General features: G+C 42.6%; 23 protein-coding genes, 1 riboswitch and 1 other annotated feature (1 of these 25 running past the window's edge). Of the genes, 5 read left to right on the top strand and 18 right to left on the bottom strand.

What is annotated here, in order from left to right; translation table 11 throughout:
* Positions 1–107, bottom strand: a binding site (T-box leader) (it extends 140 nt beyond the left edge of the window).
* A gap of 123 nt (positions 108–230) precedes the next feature.
* Both panF and ACSQ2E_RS10360 read right to left on the bottom strand, forming a co-directional pair.
* A complete protein-coding gene (panF, locus tag ACSQ2E_RS10365) occupies positions 231–1673 on the bottom strand; it encodes a sodium/pantothenate symporter (RefSeq protein ID WP_435990453.1) in 1443 nt (480 codons plus the stop codon).
* Positions 1666–1941 (bottom strand): YhdT family protein, encoded by a 276-nt coding sequence (locus tag ACSQ2E_RS10360; RefSeq protein WP_435990452.1) that lies wholly within the window; start codon positions 1939–1941, stop codon positions 1666–1668. Before ACSQ2E_RS10360 ends, panF begins: the two co-directional genes overlap by 8 nt.
* 337 nt (positions 1942–2278) lie before the next feature.
* Here ACSQ2E_RS10360 and ACSQ2E_RS10355 point away from each other — a divergent pair, with 337 nt between their 5' ends.
* On the top strand, positions 2279–3829 hold the full coding sequence (locus ACSQ2E_RS10355) for a hypothetical protein (protein ID WP_435990451.1): 1551 nt from the start codon (positions 2279–2281) through the stop codon (positions 3827–3829).
* 11 nt (positions 3830–3840) lie between these two features.
* Here ACSQ2E_RS10355 and ACSQ2E_RS10350 read toward each other — a convergent pair whose 3' ends face one another.
* Together ACSQ2E_RS10350 and ACSQ2E_RS10345 are read right to left on the bottom strand one after the other, a co-directional pair.
* Positions 3841–4536 carry a phosphatase PAP2 family protein gene (locus tag ACSQ2E_RS10350; protein WP_435990450.1) on the bottom strand — a complete coding sequence of 232 codons (696 nt, stop codon included), beginning with the start codon at positions 4534–4536 and terminating at the stop codon, positions 3841–3843.
* 30 nt (positions 4537–4566) lie between these two features.
* Positions 4567–5397, bottom strand: coding sequence for a Ku protein (locus ACSQ2E_RS10345; RefSeq protein ID WP_435990449.1), 831 nt, complete (start codon positions 5395–5397; stop codon positions 4567–4569).
* A gap of 140 nt (positions 5398–5537) precedes the next feature.
* On the opposite strand from ACSQ2E_RS10345, the gene ACSQ2E_RS10340 reads away from it, so the two are divergent.
* On the top strand, positions 5538–7400 hold the full coding sequence (locus ACSQ2E_RS10340; protein WP_435990448.1) for a DNA ligase D: 1863 nt from the start codon (positions 5538–5540) through the stop codon (positions 7398–7400).
* 29 nt (positions 7401–7429) lie between these two features.
* On the opposite strand, the gene dapF is transcribed toward ACSQ2E_RS10340, so the two are convergent.
* Positions 7430–8425: a diaminopimelate epimerase gene (dapF, locus tag ACSQ2E_RS10335; protein ID WP_435990447.1), complete on the bottom strand. Its 996-nt coding sequence runs from the start codon at positions 8423–8425 to the stop codon at positions 7430–7432.
* 126 nt (positions 8426–8551) lie between these two features.
* Between dapF and ACSQ2E_RS10330 the strand changes: the two genes are divergently transcribed.
* Positions 8552–8884 (top strand): hypothetical protein, encoded by a 333-nt coding sequence (locus ACSQ2E_RS10330; protein WP_435990446.1) that lies wholly within the window; start codon positions 8552–8554, stop codon positions 8882–8884.
* 2 nt (positions 8885–8886) lie between these two features.
* Here the strand turns inward: ACSQ2E_RS10330 and ACSQ2E_RS10325 are convergent, their stop codons facing one another.
* The 13 genes from ACSQ2E_RS10325 to ACSQ2E_RS10265 form a co-directional block, all read right to left on the bottom strand.
* A complete protein-coding gene (locus tag ACSQ2E_RS10325) occupies positions 8887–10134 on the bottom strand; it encodes an EAL and HDOD domain-containing protein (RefSeq protein ID WP_435990445.1) in 1248 nt (415 codons plus the stop codon).
* Positions 10135–10341: 207 nt separating this feature from the next.
* Positions 10342–11631: an NCS2 family permease gene (locus ACSQ2E_RS10320; protein WP_435990444.1), complete on the bottom strand. Its 1290-nt coding sequence runs from the start codon at positions 11629–11631 to the stop codon at positions 10342–10344.
* 510 nt (positions 11632–12141) lie between these two features.
* Positions 12142–12612 (bottom strand): 6,7-dimethyl-8-ribityllumazine synthase, encoded by a 471-nt coding sequence (gene ribH, locus ACSQ2E_RS10315; protein ID WP_435990443.1) that lies wholly within the window; start codon positions 12610–12612, stop codon positions 12142–12144.
* 12 nt (positions 12613–12624) lie between these two features.
* On the bottom strand, positions 12625–13818 hold the full coding sequence (locus ACSQ2E_RS10310) for a bifunctional 3,4-dihydroxy-2-butanone-4-phosphate synthase/GTP cyclohydrolase II (protein ID WP_435990442.1): 1194 nt from the start codon (positions 13816–13818) through the stop codon (positions 12625–12627).
* 16 nt (positions 13819–13834) lie between these two features.
* Entirely contained in the window at positions 13835–14491 is a 657-nt protein-coding gene (gene ribE, locus ACSQ2E_RS10305; RefSeq protein WP_435990441.1) for a riboflavin synthase, read from the bottom strand.
* A gap of 13 nt (positions 14492–14504) precedes the next feature.
* Positions 14505–15599 (bottom strand): bifunctional diaminohydroxyphosphoribosylaminopyrimidine deaminase/5-amino-6-(5-phosphoribosylamino)uracil reductase RibD, encoded by a 1095-nt coding sequence (gene ribD / locus ACSQ2E_RS10300; RefSeq protein WP_435990440.1) that lies wholly within the window; start codon positions 15597–15599, stop codon positions 14505–14507.
* A gap of 175 nt (positions 15600–15774) precedes the next feature.
* Positions 15775–15918: riboswitch (FMN riboswitch) on the bottom strand.
* A gap of 202 nt (positions 15919–16120) precedes the next feature.
* The gene (locus ACSQ2E_RS10295; protein ID WP_435990439.1) at positions 16121–16816 is read right to left on the bottom strand and encodes a hypothetical protein; all 696 of its coding nucleotides are present in this window, start codon (positions 16814–16816) and stop codon (positions 16121–16123) included.
* A gap of 126 nt (positions 16817–16942) precedes the next feature.
* A complete protein-coding gene (locus tag ACSQ2E_RS10290; RefSeq protein WP_435994491.1) occupies positions 16943–17815 on the bottom strand; it encodes a patatin-like phospholipase family protein in 873 nt (290 codons plus the stop codon).
* Positions 17816–18042: 227 nt separating this feature from the next.
* A complete protein-coding gene (locus tag ACSQ2E_RS10285; protein WP_435990438.1) occupies positions 18043–18222 on the bottom strand; it encodes an NUDIX domain-containing protein in 180 nt (59 codons plus the stop codon).
* Between the two features lie 105 nt (positions 18223–18327).
* Positions 18328–19104: an ABC transporter permease gene (locus ACSQ2E_RS10280; protein ID WP_435990437.1), complete on the bottom strand. Its 777-nt coding sequence runs from the start codon at positions 19102–19104 to the stop codon at positions 18328–18330.
* Positions 19101–20003 (bottom strand): ATP-binding cassette domain-containing protein, encoded by a 903-nt coding sequence (locus tag ACSQ2E_RS10275; RefSeq protein WP_435990436.1) that lies wholly within the window; start codon positions 20001–20003, stop codon positions 19101–19103. The genes ACSQ2E_RS10280 and ACSQ2E_RS10275 overlap by 4 nt, the downstream gene beginning before the upstream one ends.
* The gene (locus tag ACSQ2E_RS10270; protein ID WP_435990435.1) at positions 20000–20215 is read right to left on the bottom strand and encodes a PLD nuclease N-terminal domain-containing protein; all 216 of its coding nucleotides are present in this window, start codon (positions 20213–20215) and stop codon (positions 20000–20002) included. Before ACSQ2E_RS10270 ends, ACSQ2E_RS10275 begins: the two co-directional genes overlap by 4 nt.
* A gap of 440 nt (positions 20216–20655) precedes the next feature.
* On the bottom strand, positions 20656–20979 hold the full coding sequence (locus tag ACSQ2E_RS10265; RefSeq protein WP_435990434.1) for a DUF4870 domain-containing protein: 324 nt from the start codon (positions 20977–20979) through the stop codon (positions 20656–20658).
* A 196-nt stretch (positions 20980–21175) separates the two neighbouring features.
* Between ACSQ2E_RS10265 and ACSQ2E_RS10260 the strand changes: the two genes are divergently transcribed.
* Positions 21176–21955, top strand: a complete 780-nt coding sequence (locus ACSQ2E_RS10260; protein ID WP_435990433.1) for an undecaprenyl-diphosphate phosphatase — start codon at positions 21176–21178, stop codon at positions 21953–21955.
* Between the two features lie 10 nt (positions 21956–21965).
* On the top strand, positions 21966–22565 hold the full coding sequence (locus tag ACSQ2E_RS10255) for a DedA family protein (protein WP_435990432.1): 600 nt from the start codon (positions 21966–21968) through the stop codon (positions 22563–22565).
* Positions 22566–22591 lie beyond the last annotated feature (26 nt).

Here is a 22591-nt window from a genome sequence, read left to right as displayed (position 1 = left end):
TTGGAAGCTCGGAAGTCCATTCCCTAAGACCGATCACACTGGTTCACACCAACCACCAGCTCTCTGCAGTGTCGATTATAGGTACTCCTCTTCGTCAAAGCCATTCGCTCATTTAATTAATTGTTTATTATACTAATCGCTTTTTCTCACGATGTCAACCATTTAATAAATATTCTATTCCATCTTGTGCTAATTGGTTCAACCAATGGTTATCATCATGGAATCACAGATTAATTAAACCCATCCATCCGGTGTTTCGATTGAGTAATCAGGGAAACCAATACATACATGAAGAAGGAGATGATAATGGGAAAGATGACCGTATTCATATCCAGATAGTTCGGTGCAAAGCTATGAAATAAAATATATGCCGTCAGTCCCGTAACCATGGAAGCTAACGCACCAGCACTATTCCCCTTTTTCCAGTACAGCCCGAGTACGATTGGCCATATAAAGACTGCTTCAAGGCCACCGAAAGAAAATAAATTAAGCCAGATAATCAATTCAGGCGGGCTTAATGCCATCAGGAAAACCAGTATACCTGTTATACTCGTCACCCAAAAGCTGATCGTCTTGATCTGTTTCTCTTTTGCATCCTTATTGATGAAATTCATATAAACATCTTTAACGATAGCTGATGATACAATCAACAGCAACGAATCCACCGTCGACATGATGGCTGCCATAGGAGCCGCCAGTACAATCCCCGCAAGCCACGGGGGGAGTACCTCCAAAGCAAGGAGAGGCATGACTTTGTCCGCCACTTCGATCCCCGGCAGGACCACTCTTGCAAGAACTCCGATGAGATGCATCCCAAGCATGATCGAACCTACGACAATCGTGCCGATAATTAGAGCCCTGTGCAGGGAACGGGAATTTTTATAGCTCATGGCCCTTACGGCTACTTGGGGAAGTCCAACGACTCCCACTCCAACCAAGATCCAGAAGGACGAAATGTATCTTGCGCTCAGTTCACCGTTCGGCCCATGAGGACTTAGTAAATTAGGATTTTCAGCCTGCAATTCCATCATAATCTTTTCCATGCCACCACCTGCCATGATGGTAGCAACTAGGAGGATCAAGGTCCCTCCAAGCATGACAACTCCCTGGATCGCATCTGTGATGGCAACCGCGCGGAAACCGCCGATCGTAACATAAACCAGGACGGATATGGCAAACAAGAACAGAGCGGCTTCGTAGCTTAATCCCGTTAATGATTCAATTAAACGTGCACCTCCTACCCACTGGGCAATCATTGCTGAGAATAAAAACAAGATGATACTGATGGCCGACAGGACCGTTATCTTATTGCTTCTGTATCGTCCCTGTAAATAATCGATCAATGTAACGGCTTTATACTTCCTTGACATGATGGCAAACTTCTTACCGAGTATAAGAAGTACAAAATATCCTGTCACAACCTGGCTCATGGCAAGCAGCACCCACGATAACCCATATGTATAAGCAGCACCCGGACCACCGATGAAGCTGCTGGCACTACCGTATGTAGCGATCATCGTCATGGCGAGGATAAATCCTCCGAGTTGTCGGCTCCCGAGGAAATATTCCTGTACAAAGGAATCTGATCTGCTAACGGTTCTAGCCGTATAAATCCCCACTAAAAAAATCAAAATCAAAAAGGCAAATAAGGGAATCATAGCCATACTATTCATGATCATCCTCCTCGTCGCCAAAAGGAATATCAGTCAGAAGGTATTTCACGACAACAATCACTAAAAACACCATAAGAAGAAAACCCATGATACAGCTATAGAAGAACCATGCCGGCATCCCAAAGATCCAATCGTAATCTGATACAGGCTGCCCACCGAGTCCAAAAGCAAATCCATACCACCATAAAAAATTTATCAGAACGAGTGCAACACCAATTAATGCTTCGTGGCTGGCGATCCGAAACCGTCTATCATTTTTATGATTCACTTCCTTTTATCCCTCCCCGTAAATAAACATCCTTTAACAATTTACGACATGATGATATGAAATGCAAGAAAAAGACAGGCCTGAAGCATCCGCTTCAGGCCTGTCTTTACGATCTAATAAAAGGGGGTTATCATGAACCATTCTCTCTATCTGAAAGAGGGGGAACTCTTTTGTTTAATGAGAATGATTTTCAATATCATTGTAATCTCTCAAAAAACAAAAGTCAATACAAAAGTTTACGTCCCTAAAGGAAAATTCTGGTGAACAATAATATGAATTGTGGTAAAATTCTAAAATGTACTCACATATTAAAGAGAGAGAATGAGGGGGAATGACTGTGAGAGCAAAATTAAAAACATTTGGAATACCAACCGTGTTAATTCTTTTATTGATTGGTGCACTTTTCTTTAACCAACTTCTGGACGTTAAACAACAGCCGGATCCCGATTGGAGCAGATCGATGCCGTTGGGCTATTCCTCTGAAGAACGTCCACTTGTCTTCTATAACGAGGAGCGACTGTTCTTAGCAAGTAACGGAAAGGTAGATCAGTTTTCTTTCGATGAATCACTTAACCCAAGGAAAGAAGGTTCACTGAACTCAAGCGTTACAAGGGGGAAGCCTTTTTGGACAGATGGAAATAAGGTCATACAAGTGAAGGATGAGCAAGTCATTTCTTCCGATGCTGACGGTGTCAAGACCATAGATGATGAAGTAACGGGGATCAGCACTTCATCAAACACCATCTATTACTGGAAACAAGAGGTTCTGTATTCTCTTTCTCCAAATGATTTATCCAGCAAAGAAGTTTACCGATTCCCTGGTGAAGTCCTTGATGCTTATGTGGAAAACGATGGAAGTACCGTATTACAAATAAGGCAGGATGATACGCATTCCCATCTTTACTACATGGATGAAGGATTACAATTGGTGAAGGAGCCGTTTGCGATTGTCAATACAGCAACGAATCATCATGTTAATGGGCTTTCTTTCATAAAAGAAAACAATCAGTTGACTCTTTTGTACAATGAAGAAATGCGTGCTCAAGGTACATTGTCCTATAAGATATGGAAATTGAAAACGTCCATAGACGATTTAGGAACGTCTATTATTAAGCCTGAACAGATTGAATTCACGAATGACCACTCAGGGTTCAAATTGGAAAGTCCGAGGTCCGTACAGTTTGCTGACTTCGATGGAAAATCGTCCATCCTCTTCACATCCGAGAGCCACAAGGTAGGAGGTCAAAACACCATCAGTCTGTACGTTGCGCCTTTCAGCGATTCCAATCATTTTGTGGCCACACCCGTCAGTACAAGCAAGCATTTTACGTATTCACCCATTCAGATAACGGACAAAAGTATTGCCTGGCTCGACTATGGGGGTGACTATTATGAATTGTTTGGCGCCTCACAGGATGAAAAAGCCATTGCCAAAAGTACGGAATGGTCGAAACGAAGTGTAAAAGAAGCCTTGAATAACTCGGTTCTCATGCTTTTCAGCAGTTTAATCACCATATTGGTTTCGTTTTATTGGGTACTTCCTTCGCTGTTTGTCTTGATTCTTCTTTATATGTTCAAACCGAATATGTTTGAAAAAGAAGAAATCAACTGGGTGGAATATGCCTCGATCTTTCTATTCATCCTTATGCCACTGACATTCATCAGTAAAGCGATGGGAGATTATTTCTATTTTGCCGCTCCCGGCTATCTCACATTTACGGGAAGCGAATATATCTTATTAGTGATATTAAGCATCCTTACTGCACTTCTTTGGAAAGTTGGCAGAGATCCGGACTGGGGTACATTCGGAGGAGTATTCTATTTCATGGGGATCTATATTCTTCTATACGTCACTTCCATCGGTCCATATATCTTTAATTTGTTTTAATACAAAAACGCTCAGGTCTCCTGAGCGTTTTTCACATGCATATCTTCATCTTCTCTCCAATGCTTGCGTTTGTAGAAATACATATATATCGTAATACAAAGGGTCAGCCAGGCACCGCCTGCTGTGAATCCGCCAATGATGTCACTTGGATAATGAACCCCAAGGTATACCCTGCTCATTCCAATCAGCAGGACAAGCATGGCAACCAGTATCACGCTAGCCCATTTATACCGTTTACGATCCAGGGCACGGAACAGAATGAATGCTAGTGAACCATAAAATATGAAAGAGCTCATAGAATGACCACTCGGAAAACTGTAGCCACCCTGTTGGATCAATGCTTCAATATCGGGGCGATCCCGTTTAAATATCCATTTTAGAAGCCCATTGAATCCCGCACCGGAGAGGATGGTGATCGATACAAACAGAGCAAGTGGATATTTCTTCATAAATAGAAGGATGAGTACTGCACACCCGGTGAAAATGCTGATACCTTCTATCCCCCCTAAGAAAGTGATGAAAGTCATGATCTCCGTTAATTTAGGTGAAATTATCCCTCTGACGATTTCGAATACACCATTATCAAATTGGGCGATCTCATTTTCTTTCCATTCTTCCACGATCGATACAAATCCCCAGGTGAATACAATCAAACACAACAGGGATACAGCGACAAAGACGCCTTGTTCAATATGTTTCTCCTTCAAGACTTCTCCCTCTCTCCTGACTCACGCCTTCTACTGAGCTTTTTTCTTAGAAGTCGTTTTCTTTTTAGTTGGTTTCTTTGCCTTTTTAGGCTTGGACGAATCGATGGATGCCTGAAGGGCCGCCATTAGATCCGTTACATTTTCTTTCGGTTCTCTTTCTTTAGATGTGACCATCTTTTCCCCTGTTTGTTTTGATTCTATCAATTGACTTAATCGTTCACGATACTGATCCTTATAATTCTCCGGTTGGAATTCAGTCGTCAGTTGATCAATGAGCATGGTAGCGGTCTCTAGTTCCTTTTCGGTGATTTCATCTCCTTCAGGCACATTCGGGACATCGCCGGTTCCTCTTACCTCATCGGGATAATGAATGGTTTCCATGACGAGAGTTTGCTCGTATACACGGACGATGGAAAGCTGTTCCTTCGACCGCATCGTGATTTTGGCTATCCCTACTTTCCCTGATTCCTGAAGCGCTTTTCTCAAAAGGGAATAGGCTTTCTTTCCGCCGTCGTTCGGTGAAACGAAATAACTTCGATCAAAGAAAATCGGATCGATTTCCTCCATCTTAATAAAATCCACAATCTCTACAGCCTTATCACCATTTGCTTCCTTCAGCTCTTTCAATTCCTCATCTTCAAGGACGACAAATTTACCTTTCGTCACTTCATAACCTTTTACAATATCTGCTTGATCCAGTTCCATTTCACAAGCTGGGCATACTTTTTCGTATTTGATGGGTGTATGACATTCTTTATGAAGTGAACGGAGCTTAATATCCCGGTCTTCTGTAGCAGAATGAAGTTTAATGGGGATGTTCACCAGTCCAAAGCTGATGGAACCTTTCCAAATAGTATGCATATCTTTCAATACCCTCCTTTACATAAACTAATCCCTTATCCATATCATTTAGTTCCCACACTTTCTTCATCCCTTTAAACATCTGGAAATAATCCGAGTCCTAAGCGGAAACACTACTATTAAAAAAAGAGGTGAAACAAATGAAACCGATGCTCCCTACATTGCGTCATGAACTTCCTTCAGGTAATGGCTGGCTCTATGAGGTGAAATATGATGGCTTCCGCGGCATTTTATCTGTTCAATCCTCTGATCAAATCAGCCTTCAAAGCCGTAATGGGAAAGAACTTCTGAGTCACTTCCCTGAGATAAAGAGGCAAATTCAACAATTACTGGATGAACGTGCCTTCCCCCTCCCTCTCATTTTAGATGGAGAGGTCGCATTATTACGCTCCTCTTTCAGCACCGAGTTCCAGGAACTTCAGGTTAGGGGGAGGATGCGGAATGATCAAAAAATACTACAGGCCGCTGCCAGTAGACCTGTTACTTTCCTCGTATTTGATTTACTTCAGTCTGAGAAGAAATCATATATCCAGGAACCTTATCTTACGAGAAAAGAAAAACTGAAAGAGGTGTTCACCCGCCTTCATTTACCATTGGAGCCTGATCCTTCTCACCCATCGACTTTGCAAATGGTTCCTTTTTACAAAAAGCTTGAGAGAGTGTGGGAGCTCGTTCTAAATGATGAAGGGGAAGGGGTTGTCGCGAAGAGGGACCAGAGTAAATGGGACGCGGGGAAACGGAGTGCTAATTGGATCAAATGTAAGAACTGGAAACATTGCCAATGCTTTATCACCGCCCTGGATGATGCGAATGATTATTTTCACATCGGCGTATATGATAACGGACAAATCATGCCGATCGGCTTATTCCATTTCGGTCTTTCTGCTGAGGAAAAAAGAACGGTGAAAACGACAATTAAGCAAAACAGTACAGGTAAGGAACATTCTCTTTATTACATAGATCCGGCCATCACCGTAGAAATACTATATCTGCATTGGCAGGATGGAAAGCTTCGGGAACCCCATTTTAAACAATTCCTTTTTTCCATTCCTCCGGAAGCATGCACACTTGACCAATTTATGATGGACGAAGCCTCTCTTCCAAGTAAGGTTGATATCACTCACCCGGAAAAGATTTTGTTTCGGGAGTTTTCCATGACGAAACTGGATTATATCCGATTCCTCCGAAAGATGTCTGTGGTGATTTTGCCATTCTTAAAGAACAGGCCCTTAACCTGCATTCGATTTCCCCATGGGGTTTTCGGGGAATCCTTTTACCAAAAGAACACTCCTGATTATTCTCCTGCATTTGTTGAAACATACCAAGAGGATCAAATTCATTACACCCTGTGCAATAACCTTGAAACGTTGATATGGCTTGGAAATCAGCTGGCCCTTGAATTTCATGTCCCCTTTCAAAAAGCAGGGGAAGAATTCGTCAATGAGGTAGTCTTTGACTTAGATCCACCAAGCCGTGTTCATTTTTCATTGGCCGTTAAAGCAGCCACCATCATGAAAGGATTATTTGACGGTTTGAATCTCAAGAGCTTTGTCAAAACATCGGGAAATAAGGGGCTTCAAGTATATATCCCCCTCCCTCCAGGATACAAATGGAAAGACACAGGCTTATTTACAGAATTCATTGCTCACTACCTTGTGAGCAATGATCCGGGGGATTTCACGACCGAGCGGTTAAAAAAGAACCGGAAAGGCAGACTGTACGTGGATTATATCCAACACGCGGAAGGTAAAACCATCATCGCCCCCTATTCATTGAGAGGGAATGAAGAGGCTTTGGTCGCCACTCCCCTATGGTGGGATGAAGTGAATGAAGATCTCGATCCTGAACAATTTACCTTTGACGTAGTCTTAAGAAGATTTCATGAGAAAGGATGTCCTTTTACCGCCTTTGATCAGGTTAAAAAATTCCAGCCATTTGACAAAGTGATTGATTTTTTGAAAAATCAGGCCAAAACTAAAAAAGAAGGTACCCCGAAATCATAGGGGCACCCTCTTTGACTATCCATGGTTAACTATGCACTCATGAACACTTTGCTTTCCACGATTGACTTGGCATGGTTTTGTAAGTGCTCATACATACCCTCTTCAGTAAATTCCTGTCTTGACACTTCATGATACTGCTCGGGATTAGAAAGAGACAATTCTAATTGGGATTGATAAAGATACGTTGCATTTCCAATCAACTCCATGTTATAGCGTCCATCATCCAATTCGTTCACGACGACACGGACTTTCCCCCCGTTATTGTATACATCGATTTCCTGACCGAATTCATTTTGCTGAAGTAAGCATGTTACAAGACTGGAAGCAGACATGGCTGTCCCACACGCATTTGTGAAACCGACACCTCTTTCATACGTACGAACATAGATGGACCCCTTTTCCAGTGGGTGTACAAAACTTACATTGACTCCATCAGGAAACAGGTTATTGGGTCCATTCACTGTTTCAGCAATGGATTTCTGCTCGTTCGAGAGGATATGCTCTGTGCCGACGACACTTATCAAATGTGGGTTCGGCACTGCCAGGGCAGAAAAGGTTAAATGATCGGAGATTTCAGGGATGCTTTCATTCACCATCGTTTCACGATCGATGTTCATTGGCAGTTGATCCAGTTGAAAAAGAACAGGGGAAATTTCAACATTATATGTCGGGATGTTTTCGAAAATGGATTCCTGTGAAGACACACGAAGATCCGCTTTCATCGTTTGGACAACGATGGTCTCTTTATCAAGAAGCTCACATACATAGCGGCCGACACATCGCAGGCCATTCCCACACATTGAAGCCTCAGAACCATCTGCGTTGAAGACCCGCATTCTGGCATCACAATTTTCGCTTGATAATACAAATAAAATCCCATCTGCCCCGAAGGCAGACTTACGATCACATAGAGCCAGGGCAAGATTTTGTCTGGCTTCTTCCGTAAAATCATATCCATTTGTCATTTCATCAATAAGTAAAAAGTCATTTCCAGAGCCATGACATTTTATTAGATTCAAGTCCATCGTGAATCCCTCCACGGTAATTTACTAGTAAACTATTCATAATAGTCTTAGCTTGCCACAAACAAGCTCATTACGCAATCCTATCCCCTCATTTTCAAAAATAAGACATGTTCATAGTTGAATTATATGGATCACTTCGAGACAATGGATGTGGTGATGATGATGAAGGAAGAATACCGTTTTCGTTTTCAAGTCCATAAGGTGGAAGAAGCGGATGATGAATTTCAGTCAAGGGATGTCACTGTGTTCGCCCGCATTTTCAACGACAAAAAAGACCTCGTACATGAAGGTCTCTTTCGGGTGCGTTTCAATATGATTGGAATCTACCCTTTCCCTGCAGATGTGGGCCGTCAGATTTATTCAAAGCAATTGCAGCGGCTACTGCTCATGGAATTGAAAAGGTATATCAAACCCCAAAGAAAATATCTTGGCCCAGGGGATTATAAATCTGTATGGTAGCATTATGTCATCTCGGTTACTTCATGATTCAAAAGCTCTTCCGTCCATTTGCAGGAATGATGATAGCTCTCCATCACTTCCCTTTTGTTTAACTTCAATTCTGTCATTTTCATCTCGATCTCTTTCCAGTTCGCCTGTTCAATGGAGACGACGAGTTCCAATATCTTCTTAAGGTCATTAACTGACCCCGTTAAAGCATCGCAAATCTCGTCATCCAAAGGTAAATCCATCAAGATGCAATCGATCGGCATGGAAAGAATAGTATCCATCAAGGAAAACATACCTGTCAGGAAGTAACTTGATTTACTGGATGCCCGGTTGTGCTTTTCTGCGAGCAGCTCACACATCTTCGCCCTCGTCAAACATAATGTAATCACTTCATTGTCCAATTGTCTCTTCTTCCCCACCTGTTCCCTTACTGCCAAAATGTAGATCCAGCGCTTGATTTCCACAAGACCTAACAAAACAATGGCCTGACGGATGGAATGAATCTTATGTTTCGGGCGATAAGCCGGAGAGTTGATCAATTTCAATAATTTATATGATAGGGAAAGATCCTGTTCGATCAATTGACTGATCCTTTCAATGTTAGGTTCCGTCATTTCCAGGCTTTGTATGATGGTATAATACGAATGAAAATAAGTCGGGACATCCTGAGTGGCGATGATCTTCGGCTTACTGAAGAAATAGCCCTGAAAGAAGTGATATCCTTTCCCCAACGCTTCTTTGTACTGGTTCTCGGTTTCCACTTTTTCAGCAAGGAGCCTGTAACCCAGTAAATTAGAAAGAACCTCAATGCTTCCCCGCTCCGTATCAGTTGTATTCATGAAATCCACCTTCACATAATCCGCCAGTTTCATCAATTCCCTGAAATATGGATTCAGTTCATTGAATATAAAATCATCCAACGCAATCTTATACCCCAAGTCTTTTAATTCCTGACAAACGACCAGCACATCAGGACCCGGAACCACACTCTCGAGAATCTCCACAACGATCTCCCTCGGATTAAAATAAGTCGGGACTCTCAGCCTTAATAAATTCTCTGTGAAATTAATAAAACAAGGTTTGCCTGCTGAAAGGCTTTCCAGTCCGATATTCAAATAGCTGTTAATGATGACGTCAGCGGTTGCCTGATCCCCGTCAATCGATGGAAACATATTGATTTCATTGTTTCGGTATAGAAGTTCATACGCCACCGTTTCTTGATTACGATTAAAAATTGGCTGTCGGGCTACAAATACTTCCATCAAAATCACTCCTGCGTTCCTGTTCAACATTTAGAAAAATAGTTAAAAAGATTCATATTTTTTCTTTAATAGTAACAAGAAATATGTGGAAAGTCCACGTAATTTGACATTAGTTGTAAAATAAGGAAGTGAAGACCCCGATAGTAATAAAGCAGAGAGGCCCATCACTAAGGTGATGGGCCTCTCTCTCTTACGTTCTGAATCGCTTTAATGAATCGAATGAACAAAGAAATTCATCAGAAACAGAGCAGCGATGATATATAGAGGAATGGAAACTTCCCGCGCCTTCCCTGTAGCCAATTTTAATACTGGATACAGAATAAAGCCGATGGCGATCCCGTCCGCTATACTGTACGTAAACGGAATCATCGCAATGATGAAAATAGCGGGAAACGCCTCTGTCAGATCACGAAGATCCATATGTCGTATATTTTGAATCATCAAACCACCGATGATGATGAGAATCGGGGCGATGGCATGATCCGGAATCCACTTTAAATACGGAATGAACAACACCGATCCCAAAAATAATACGCCCGTAGTCAAGCTTGTCAACCCAGTCCGGCCGCCTGCCGTCATGGCTGCTGCGCTTTCCACCGTCGAGACTGTCGGACTCGTTCCGAAAAACCCTGATGTGAATGCAGAAAAAGCATTAGCTTGAAAGGCTTTAGAATATTTATGCGGTTGATCGATCATATCCGTATGACCATGAACGAGACCGATGTTTTCAAATACCAGCACCATCGTGACAGAAAAAACCGCAATCCAAAACGGAATTTCCATAATGGCACTAAACGATATTTGACCAAATACCTGACTGTATTCACTCAGATGGAAAGAGCTTGATTGGATGGAAGGCTCAATCCCAAAGAGGAATCCCAGCACTGTACCAAATGCGATACTCCATAAAAATTGACCTTTTACATTACGAATGAAAAGAAAAATCGTCACCAGGAATGTCAGCACCGTGGCTAACACCTTTAGCTCCCCAAAATCACCGATCATGATGATGGCACTGTCGCCTCTTTGAATGAGACCGCCTTTTTCAAGACCGATAAACATTAAAAACATCCCTAACCCTACAGTTATGGCTTCTTTTAAAGTTTTGGGGATGGCTTCCGATAATACTTTAGAAAGCTTTGTAAATGCAATGATCATAAAGAGTATTCCTGAAATCACTATGACAGCCAATGCTTCCTGCCACGAGAGGCCCGACGATTTTACCAGGGTGAATGTAAACATTGCATTAATTCCCATGCCTGGAACCAGAAGGATCGGCGCATTTGCCCAAAAGGCCATCACCAAACACCCAACGAAGGAAGCAAGTATCGTTGCCATGACTGCCCCTTCAAATGGAATTCCAGCTTCAGAAAGAATTAAAGCATTTACAGCAATGATGTAGACAATCGTAAAGTAACCGATCGCACCTGCCATCATCTCCTGTTTCATCGAAGTACCGTGATTTTTTAACTGAAAAATACCTCCACGTGCTTTCATATTATAATCTTCCTATAAAACTGCCCTCTCCCTACCCGCTCCTGCCTTAATAAAGGGGAGCCACAAAATACTATTTTAGCAAAAGGTCTGACGTTTGCCAACATGTATTTTGGTGGGTGTGGAATGGGGGATTCATGTATCTCGAGGGGGTAAACCATTGAAAGTTGATAATATTAGCTTCTTATTTGGAGTGTGTCCTAAAATGATGGGCAGTTGCTGATCCTGGGTGGGAATACGGTCGAAACGTGGGAGCAGTTGCAGATCCTCGACGGGAATCCGGCCGAAATGGGGTAGAATCAAGCGGATTTCACTGATAATCCAGCCGATTCCGTAAATAATCCAGCGGAAATAACCATTAATCCAGCCGATTTCATGATTAATTCAGCCAATTAACAAATGATTCCACATATTTCACTTACTTGAGCACTTCTCTGTCAAACTTCATAAACACCAATAGTAGGTCCGTCCCTCAAAAAACGAGTCTCCAGTGTAGGAGACTCGTCCAAACCCTTATTTATCTATTTCACGGATCAAATTTGCCATTTCGATGGCCGATACCGCCGCTTCCCATCCTTTGTTTCCGGCTTTTGTGCCGGCTCTTTCGATTGCCTGTTCGATTGTATCAGTCGTTAAGACCCCAAATATGACGGGTACGTCTTCCTGCAGGCTAAGATTGGCCACACCTTTAGCAACCTCTCCGCTTACGTATTCAAAATGAGCGGTGGCTCCTCGGATGACCGTTCCCAAGGTCACAACGGCATCGTATTTACCAGAACGCGCCAGTTTTTTGGCGATCATGGGAATTTCAAATGCACCCGGAACCCACGTGACGGAAACATCCCCTTCTTCAACACCGTGTCTCTTCAAGGCATCTTCCGCCCCGCCCAGAAGCTTGGATGTGATGAACTCGTTGAAACGTGAAACGACAATGGCAACTCTTAATCCTGATCCTACTAAATTTCCTTCATAAATGGTTTTCATCGTGTATTCCTCCTAAAATTTAAGTAAGTGCCCGAGCTTAGTATGCTTTGTTTTTAAATACTTTTCATTCTCGAATTTTGAAGGCATCTGGATCGGCACCCGATCTGCAATTTCTAAACCGTATCCGTTGATCCCGGCAATCTTTCTCGGATTATTGGTCAATAGACGCATCTTGGTTATACCTAAATCTCTCAGAATCTGCGCTCCGATTCCGTATTCCCTTAAATCGTCACCAAAGCCCAGTTTTTGATTGGCTTCAACAGTGTCATACCCTTCTTCCTGGAGCTTATAAGCCTTCAGTTTGTTTATTAATCCAATCCCACGGCCTTCTTGCCTCATGTAAAGCAGGACACCTTTTCCTTCTTCTTCAATCTGGGTAAGGGCTGTAGCGAGCTGCGGTCCACAATCACAACGATTGGAACCGAAGACGTCCCCTGTCAGGCATTCGGAGTGTACACGCACGAGTACATCCTCCCCCTCTGACCATTCCCCTTTTACAAGGGCGATATGCTCTTTTCCTGTAAGGTTTTCTGTGTAAGCAACCGCTTTGAAGTTTCCAAACTCAGTTGGAAGCTCAATTTCCACTTCCCTTGTCACAAGCATTTCCTTTTTTCTTCTATACCTGATCAAATCTTCAATGGAAATGATCTTTAAATCCCATTTTTCAGCGAGCTTCATTAATTCAGGCACCCTTGCCATCGTTCCATCTTCATTCATGATTTCACAGATGACTCCGGATGGTTGTGCACCTGCCAGAAAAGCCAGATCGATGGCTGCTTCTGTATGCCCTGCCCGTTTTAGAACCCCTCCATTTTTGGCGACAAGGGGAAATACGTGACCGGGTCGTTTAAAGTCCTCCGGTATTGAATTCTCGTTCAATAATTCCTGTATGGTGGTCGATCTTTCAAATGCACTAATGCCGGTCGTTGCCGTTTTATGATCAACTGAGATGGTGAAGGCCGTGCCATGTGGGTCAGTATTTGACATTGTCATCGGAGAGAGCTTCAGTTTATGTGCTATTTCCTCTGTTATAGGGGCACAAATCAAGCCTCTACCTTCTTTTGCCATAAAATTTATGACTTCAGGCGTGGCTTTATCCGCCAGGGCAATGAAGTCTCCTTCATTCTCACGGTTCTCGTCATCCACTACGATGACGACTTTACCTGCCTGTAAATCTTCCAGAGCTTCTTCGATCTTATTAAACATGGGGTAACCCCTCCTCTTAGTCAGCGAAACCGTTTTGAGATAAAAAATCATAGCTGATGCTGCTTGAAGTACTCTTAGACTGTTCCTTCGCTTCATAGAAACGATGAAAATATTTCGCCATTACATCACATTCAATATTGACAAGGTCCCCTACTTTCTTTCCACCAAGTACCGTGTCTCCTCTTGTCTGAGGGATGAGCGAAATGGTAATGGTATTATTTTTCACACCAAACACAGTAAGGGAGGTTCCGTCTATTGCGACCGAACCCTTCATGATGAACAAATGACTCTGATGTTCAGGAATGGAAATGTCCATATACCATGCATTTTCCACTTTCTCTACTCTCAAAATGGTACCGACCCCGTCTACATGTCCGTTGACGAAGTGACCGCCGAAACGCCCATTTGACGGCATGGCTCTTTCCATGTTCACCTTCGAACCACGGGTAAGGGTCCGTAAGGTGGTCCCTTCAAACGTTTCAGGCATGACATCAACCTGAAACCTGCTGGAGCTGAATGCAGTGACGGTTAAACAAACCCCGTTCACACTGATGCTGTCCCCTATATGGATATCTTCGAGGATTCGGCTAGCTGCAATCGTCAGTTCCATGGAAGAAGAAGATTTCTTCATGTGTTCGATCGATCCAATTTCTTCAATGATTCCAGTAAACATCCTTCTCCCCCTTTCACAAAGGTTCCCGTTTTGGCCGTGCGACAATTTTGATATCCTGTCCTACACGATCGAGGCTTGCGATTTCCATTTCCAATCCTTCTGCAATGGTTGGAAATCCTTTACCTCCAATACTCGTGAAGGCAGCACTTCCACCCACAAGCTTCGGAGACATATACATAATCATTTCCTGAAAAGCTCTTTCCTCCAAGAAGGCGGAATGTATAGTAGAACCACCTTCTACGTAAAGGGATGCAATCTTTCGGGAACCTAGTTCTTTCAGGACGGTGCGAATGCCTATCTTTTCGTCGGTAAGGGAAATGATTTCACATCCTCGATCGATATAGGGCTTCTTCTGTTCATCATTGACCGAAATGCCTGTAATGATGATGGTCCTGCTTTCTAAATCCTCTACTACATGAGAGTGGATCGGTGTACGCAAATAGGTATCTAATATTATTCGAATGGGGTTTTTTCCACCTTGGGGCAAACGGGTGGTAAGGTGTGGGTTATCTTGAATGACGGTATTGACTCCTACTAATATCGCGTCATGCCTGTGACGATCATAGTGGACATCGGTTCTTGAGGCTTCGGATGTAATCCATTTACTGTCTCCCGAAGCAGATGCGGTTTTTCCATCTAATGTAACCGCTGTTTTTAGCGTGACATATGGAGTACCATTTTGAATGAAGTGAAAAAAATGCTTATTCAGTTCCAGGGCTTCTTCTTCAAGCTCGCCCACCACCACTTCAATGCCTGCATCCCTTAATTGTCGAACTCCCCGACCAGCCACTAGAGGATTGGGATCCAGGGTGGCGATGTGGACTCTCTTTATCCCGTTTGAGATCAGCGCTTGAGAACAGGGAGGTGTTTTCCCATAGTGGGAACAAGGCTCAAGGGTAACGTAAATGTCGCTTCCTTTCGCTTTATCTCCTGCCATTTTAATGGCATTCACTTCTGCATGACCTTCTCCCGCCTTCAGATGAGCACCAACCCCGACAATCTCTCCATTTTTGACCAAAACAGCCCCTACCACAGGATTTGGAGAGGTCTGGCCAAGGGTTACCTCTGCCATTGAAATAGCAAGCTTCATATAATGGGTATGATTCAATTGATGTACCTCCCTTCTTTCAAAAATACTATTCAAAAATAAAGAAACCCCAAGTAACGTTTTACTTGGGGGAAGTTGGCATGACTAAATAAAGCATTTGATCTAATGTTTCAGAAAGGAAAAATCATCCACGAACACTGACCGGACTCCTATCCTATCCATCAACTAAATGCTGCCGTTCCTTCTCCCATCCAGACTTTCACTGTCGGCTTTGGAGTTTCACCAAATCCACCGTCTAATATGTATTAGCCGGGTCACGGACTAAGAGCATTTGCTCATCACCGCCGGTAGGGAATTTCACCCTGCCCCGAAGGAAACCTATTCGATTATCATTATTCTATCATAGTTTCGTAAATAAAATCATGTAAGACGCATTAAAATAAGATTTTTGTCCTAATTTTTAGAATTCAGGATGAGAAACTCACCCTATAAAAAAATGCCTCTATTTAGTAGAAGCAAGTTTCTTTCTTTGTGTTCCATTCTTCATTCAATATTGTATCCAAATCCATAAAAAGAATGAGCTACGATGTAAGAAAATAATCACTGTCTACGTACCATAGAAAGATTAAAAGCCAGTCCAAATCATCATTGTATGTTTCGTAAAATGAAACGTAACTATGGTGGGAATCGAACAGTCGTTGAACACTTTGAGGGAGGTATCCCTTTTGTAAGGATAGATAATTTTTTTCTTGATAGTTCAAGATCCATCTCTTGTTTCCTTTATAGATGAGGATCGTGTCCCCACCTTCATTCTCCCACTCGATGGCGGTCGCACTTTGATATTTCAGTTGGAACATCATTCTTCTCTCCGGATGATCGATCTTTATGGTTCTGCTCCACTTCGAAAATGAAAGTGGCGGTTTATGCTTTCTATGAAACAAGTAATGCTTAGGATTATTGATCATGGATGTACGTTGAATAAAATAGTGTGACCATCCGTTGGTTTTTAAATAATAGGAGCCTTCCTTTGTATGAACCCCTACAAGTGAATGCAGAGAGACCGGCAAATTTTCATAATACAGACGGTTTGCCTTCTTAAGTTCCTTTTTCAGACTATAGCTGAGATACAGATTTGATAACGCCGGGATGAAGATCAGCAGGGGAAAATAATATAATTGCTGTGTCACTACAAGCATCCCCACTCCAATGAGAAAATACATGACACTTCTAAAAAGCAACGTATATTGTTCATTTTTGTATATTTGATAGAGGTTCATAGAATGCTCGTCCTTTCAAGGAATCTCTATTATATGTATGTGAAAAATCCGTAAAAAGACCAAATGTCAGGAAAATGAAACAGAACTCTTTTCACTAATGAATGGTTCTATCCATTCCTGACGTTTTTAGGAGTGGACCAGCTTCCCCGTTTGGTTCCATTCCGCTAACTGCTTCCATTTTGATTCTGCGTCATGATATCCCTGCCAGTACAATTCGTCCAGTTTTTGAGGATTCTTTTCAATCCGGCTTACTTTAAGTGGATGCTGAGGCTGGATGATCAAAACGTCTCCATGTTTTTCTTTTCTTTCAATTTCTTTAATTGTTTGATTGTAACGCATATATCGGTTCATCAATGTTTTGTGCAACTCTGGATATTGAGGATATTTTCTTCTCACCAGGAAAGAAAATCTTGAAGGCTTTTTGTAATATCCTCTATTTCGGGTCAGGATGACCACATTTTTTTTGAATCCGTCCGTCTCGGCTTTTTCAATGGGAACCGGATCGCTTATGCCCCCGTCAAGGAGGTGTCGGGTAGCGAATTCAACAATTGGAGCAACAAATGGAAGAGAGCTTGATGCGCGGATGATCGTGAGAAGATCTTCTCCATAATCCTTCCTTGAGAAATAGGCTGGTTTTCCTGTTTGACAGTCGGTTGTCCCGACTACAAATTCCGTTCGGTTGGAGTGAAAGGCTTTGTAATCGAAGGGGACCAATTTATTCGGTATTTCATCAAAGACATAGTCCATCCCAAATAGTTCGCCCGTTTTCCAATAGTTCCGCCATGATAAGTATTTAGGGTCTCGGATGAAATCTACATTCACCTTTTTGTTGCGGCCATTTTGTTTGGACAAATATGACGCGGCATTGCATGCACCTGCAGAAACTCCAATGACATAAGGGAATTCAATTTCGTTCTCCAAGAAAAATTCAAGGGCTCCCGCCGTGTAGATCCCTCTCATTCCGCCACCTTCGAGGACCAGTCCTGTCTCGCTAATCATCATCTTCTTGACCACCTGCCCTTTGCTGTAATATAAATTGTTTTACTTCCAGAGAGTGTACAAATTTTTCCCGGACAATTCCTCTATCGGAACCCAGCATGGAATATATTTCCCTCTATTACTGGTAAAATCGTATTCTTCACCTTTTCCTGAGCCAAATAAGCCATTATATTTTCCCACAAAATAATAAGAATGTGTATTATTCTGCTTGAAGGTCAACGCGATTTTCAGTTCCGAAACGTTGATTTAAAGTCTTCCTTCGCTTCCCGAATCGCCGTTTCAATTCCGGTTCCCCCTCCTTCCATGCCTCCACCTGGAATCACATAATATACACAACCATTCCTTATTCTTTTTATGACTGCCAGACTGCCATTTTCAATGAGGATGATGCCAGCACGATGGAACATTTTCTATCTTCCTCCTTCTACCACCATTCGACATTAATCATTGAAATCCTTTTCTAATCATCCAAGAGGTCCGTCCCTCTTCAGGAAAGAGCTGACGCCATGACGTCAGCTCAGTTCTTTTTTTCTGGAGAGGATCGGAGTGATGATGAGGATGGTCAGGCATATGGCCAGGGTCAGGTAGATTGTTCCTGAGAGATTTTCTGTCCATCGGTCTTGAAGGATCAGATCGTTTACATAGTTGGTCAACTGACCCGGCGACCATTTTAATGTTTTCGTCATATATCCTGAGAAGAAGGTTATCAGCATGGTGGATGCGATTGTATAAAAGGCAGCAAGGCCCGGCGTTTGAACGAGGCTGCTGAAGAAAATCACCGATGTCATGATAAAGGTCAGCCACAGGCCGTAAACCAGGAACCCCTGAATGAATGTGTGTAAGTCGACTCCATCAAATAACAGGTGAATATAATACAAACCCGAAAGCATTCCAAGGCTGTACGACAACCATACAAGCACTAGTGCCGCTGACCACTTGGAGAATATATACGAACTGTAAGGAACAGGTTTCACAAGTACCAAGATAGCGTTACCGCTTTTCCTTTCCCCTGCCACGGTCCCCATGAACCCCAATACGATGACCAGGACACCCATGGTGCTGAATTGATTCAGTATGGACAGAAGTACTTCACCCGCTGAAGGGGTCGGTATGGATATGACCGTACCCTCGGGCAAGTCTCCGACTGATTGTAATATTTCAGGCATATAATAGGCCGTTAACGGTTCCATCAAACCAAATAGAATGAAAACGAATGGCATCCAGATCATTTTATAATTACGGATGAGCTCGAGCATTTCTTTTCTGAATAATACCCAACTGATTTTCATTTTTTCATCACCTCCATGAAGACCTCTTCCAGACTTTGTTCACTACTTTCAAATTTGGTCACGCCCCATCCATACTCAGAGATCATCGAAAAAATCCTCGCTCTATCCCGGTCCAGATCAAACACCTCAAAGGAAAGCTCCTTCCCGTCTGACATCATATTATGAATCCACTCTTTTTCTTTTAAGATTGGAATATACTTATGGCTATCCTCATTAAAATGCAAAGTCAATCTTAATTTATGGTGCCTTGCCTTCACTTCCTGGATTGTCCCTTGCTCGATCAGCACGCCCTCATGAAGAAAAAGGACATCATCACAAATTTGTTCTGCATCATTTAGGATGTGGGTCGAAAACAGAATGGTCGTTTCCTTCTTCAATGTCTTTAATAAGTCAAGAACTTCCCTCCTGCCAAATGGGTCAAGGGCTGATACCGGCTCATCAAGGATGATGAGTTTAGGTTTATGAATGAGAGCCTGAGCGATTCCAAGACGTTGTTTCATTCCGCCGGAGTACTGACCCACCTTCCGATTCTTCCCTTCTTCCAAACCGACTAAAGTGATCAGTTCCTCTGTTCTCCCCTTTGCGTCAACCTTCTTCATTCCTGCAATTTCACCGGAGAAGATCAGGAACTCCTTTCCGGTCATCCATTCAAAAAAGGAGGGATATTGAGGCAGATATCCGATCATATTACGGATATCATCAGGGGAATCAGGAACCATGATCGTCCCTGCCGTTGGTTTAATTAATCCTGCAAGCATATTTAAAGTCGTCGTTTTGCCGGCTCCATTCGGACCGAGCAAAGCAGTACAAGCCCCAAATTTCAACTGAAAGGAAATATTTTCAACCGCAAGCTTTTCCTTATATCTCTTTTCTAAAGACGTTACTTCCAAGACGTTCATCCATTCTGTCTCCTTCCGAAGATGAAGTAGATGACCGGTCCAACAATATTAATAAAAATGATGATTAATACCCAAAGCCATTTTGGTCCATTTGTGGATTTTATTCGGAATACGTCGATCAATGCCACTATCATAAGAATGAGTTGAATAACGATAACAGGAGCAATAAGTCCCCAATTGATGGCTTGTAACGCTTGTTGTAATTCGTTCATTTTTTCTTCCTCCCTTTTCTTTTACATCTATAAGACGGCAGAAGAAAGAAATCGTTCACTTTTCGATGAGAATTTTTTTGTAAGTAAAAAAGACGTGAAAAAAATCCGAACAATTATGGAAACTCTAAATCGTTCGGATATATCATTTAGTTGTTTACATAAATACTGTTGCTTTAGGATGAAGTGAGTAGTGGTTGATTTCCGCTCCAGTTGCTCGCTTTCCGCGGGGCTGGCGGTGAGCCTCCTCGGGCTCTTGCCCTGCGGGGTCTCACCTGTCCAGCGTTTCCCGCAGGAGCGTCAGCTGTGAGGAGGCTTGCCTTCCGCCCGAGGAAAGCGAAGTCTTGCACGGAAATCAATAGCGGTGAAACAAGTGATCCTGACTAATTTATTGATTGTCGTCTTTAAAGGAAATGAATTTAGATATTTCCCAACCTCTTTGTTCACTTCAATAATCGAAAGACTGTCGGGATTTTGTAATAGTCACCTTCGTATGCCTTTACCGCACCCAGGATGGTGAAGATCAGTGCCAGCACCCCTACGACGGGAGCCAAGACAAATCCGATTAGTACCACCATGAGGATGCTGCTTACAAACCCGTATACGGCGTATGAAATGAGAAAATTCAAGTATTCCTTCCCATGGAAATCCACGAACTCCGATTCGTCCTTTTTAATGAGCCAAATGATCAATGGACCGATGAATACGGTGAAGAAGCTTGATATATAGATAAGAGCTGCCATCATTCTTTCATCTTTTGTCGGCATGCCAATTCCTCCTTATTGATTGTATCCTCATCTATATTTACGTCCTTGCATTCATAAAGTTTCACCCATTTTTGAGATTTTTTTACGGGGCCTTTTTTGTTTCTTCATGACAACCCTCATGAAATGGGACGAATCGGAATATACGTTTAGAAGAGGAGTTTGTCCTTAGAGTTCTTGAAGAAAGGCAGTGGTGAATGTGAACAAAATCGAGGCTTTTATCCTCGGCGTTATACAAGGGTTAACAGAGTTTCTTCCGATCTCAAGCACCGGGCATCTTTATCTCGGCAGACTTGCTTTCGGACTGGAAGAAGCCGGGCTCTTCCTGGATACGATGCTTCATATCGGTACTTTGATTGCCGTCTTTGTCGTTTATCAGAAGGAACTTTTATACATGTTGAGGCACCCATTCAGTAAATTATCCTGGATCCTCATCATCGGGACCATCCCTGCTGTCATTATAGGATTTATGTTCGAAGACTATTTTGACGCTATATCAAAGACAGGGGCTACCATCGGTTGGGAGTTTCTTGTGACAGGGTGCATTATGTATGTCGCTGACGGCGTAAAGAAAGGCTACAAGAAGTTGGATGATCTTTCTTATACAGATGCTTTGGTGATTGGCAGCTTCCAGGCTGCTGCCATATTTCCCGCCCTTTCAAGGTCCGGTTTAACGATAGCAGCCGGATTATTCAGGAAATTGGACAGAGAGACAGCAGCCTATTTCTCCTTCCTCCTTTCTACCCCTGCCATTCTTGGAGGTATCGTGCTTCAAGGAAAAGAAATGATCGGTGGCGGGGCTGAAGCGATCCCTTTCTCAAGTTTAGCCATCGGAACAGTCAGCGCTGCAGTATTCGGTTATTTCGCCATTATGACCATGGTGAATTTCTTAAAAAAGCACTCTCTGAAAATATTCTCCTATTACGTTTGGGCTTTGGGTCTCTTGATTCTCATTCTTCAATACTCAGGATTCATGTAGGAGGATAAATATGAACCATGAATGGATTTTACACGTCCTTACATTTTTAACCGATTTAGGATATGCGGGAATCTCTCTCGCACTCATGATTGAAGTCATCCCGAGCGAGCTTGTCCTGAGCTATGCAGGTTTTATGGTAAACGCCGGAAAACTTACATTTATTGGAGCCTTCATCAGCGGTGTCGTCGGTGGGACCGTAGCTCAGTTGTTTCTTTACTGGCTTGGCTATTATGGAGGCAGACCGTTTTTTGAAAAATACGGAAAATATCTGTTCATTCATTCAAAACACATTCTTGCAGCAGAGAAATGGTTTGAGAAGCATGGGACGATCGTCATATTCACGGCACGTTTTATACCAATCGTAAGGCATGCCATCAGTATACCCGCCGGCATAAGCCGCATGCCCTTCTCTACATTCACTCTGTACACGTTTGCAGCTATGCTCCCCTGGACATTGTTGTTTATGATCATCGGGATGGAGCTGGGTACACACTGGGAGCATATTGAAGTCATCGGGACTCGCTATATTAAACCCCTCAGTTTAATAGCTGTTCTCTCAACCCTTTTTTATCTGATTTATTCAAATAGAAGAAATAATAGAATGGATTAACTTCTTTTTTTACTGAAAATTGTTTA

The sequence above is a fragment of the Rossellomorea sp. LjRoot5 genome (assembly GCF_964253455.1).
Taxonomy (GTDB): Bacteria; Bacillota; Bacilli; order Bacillales; family Bacillaceae_B; genus Rossellomorea.
Note: the sequence above shows the minus strand (reverse complement) of the source record. Positions and strands in the feature narration are given on the sequence as shown.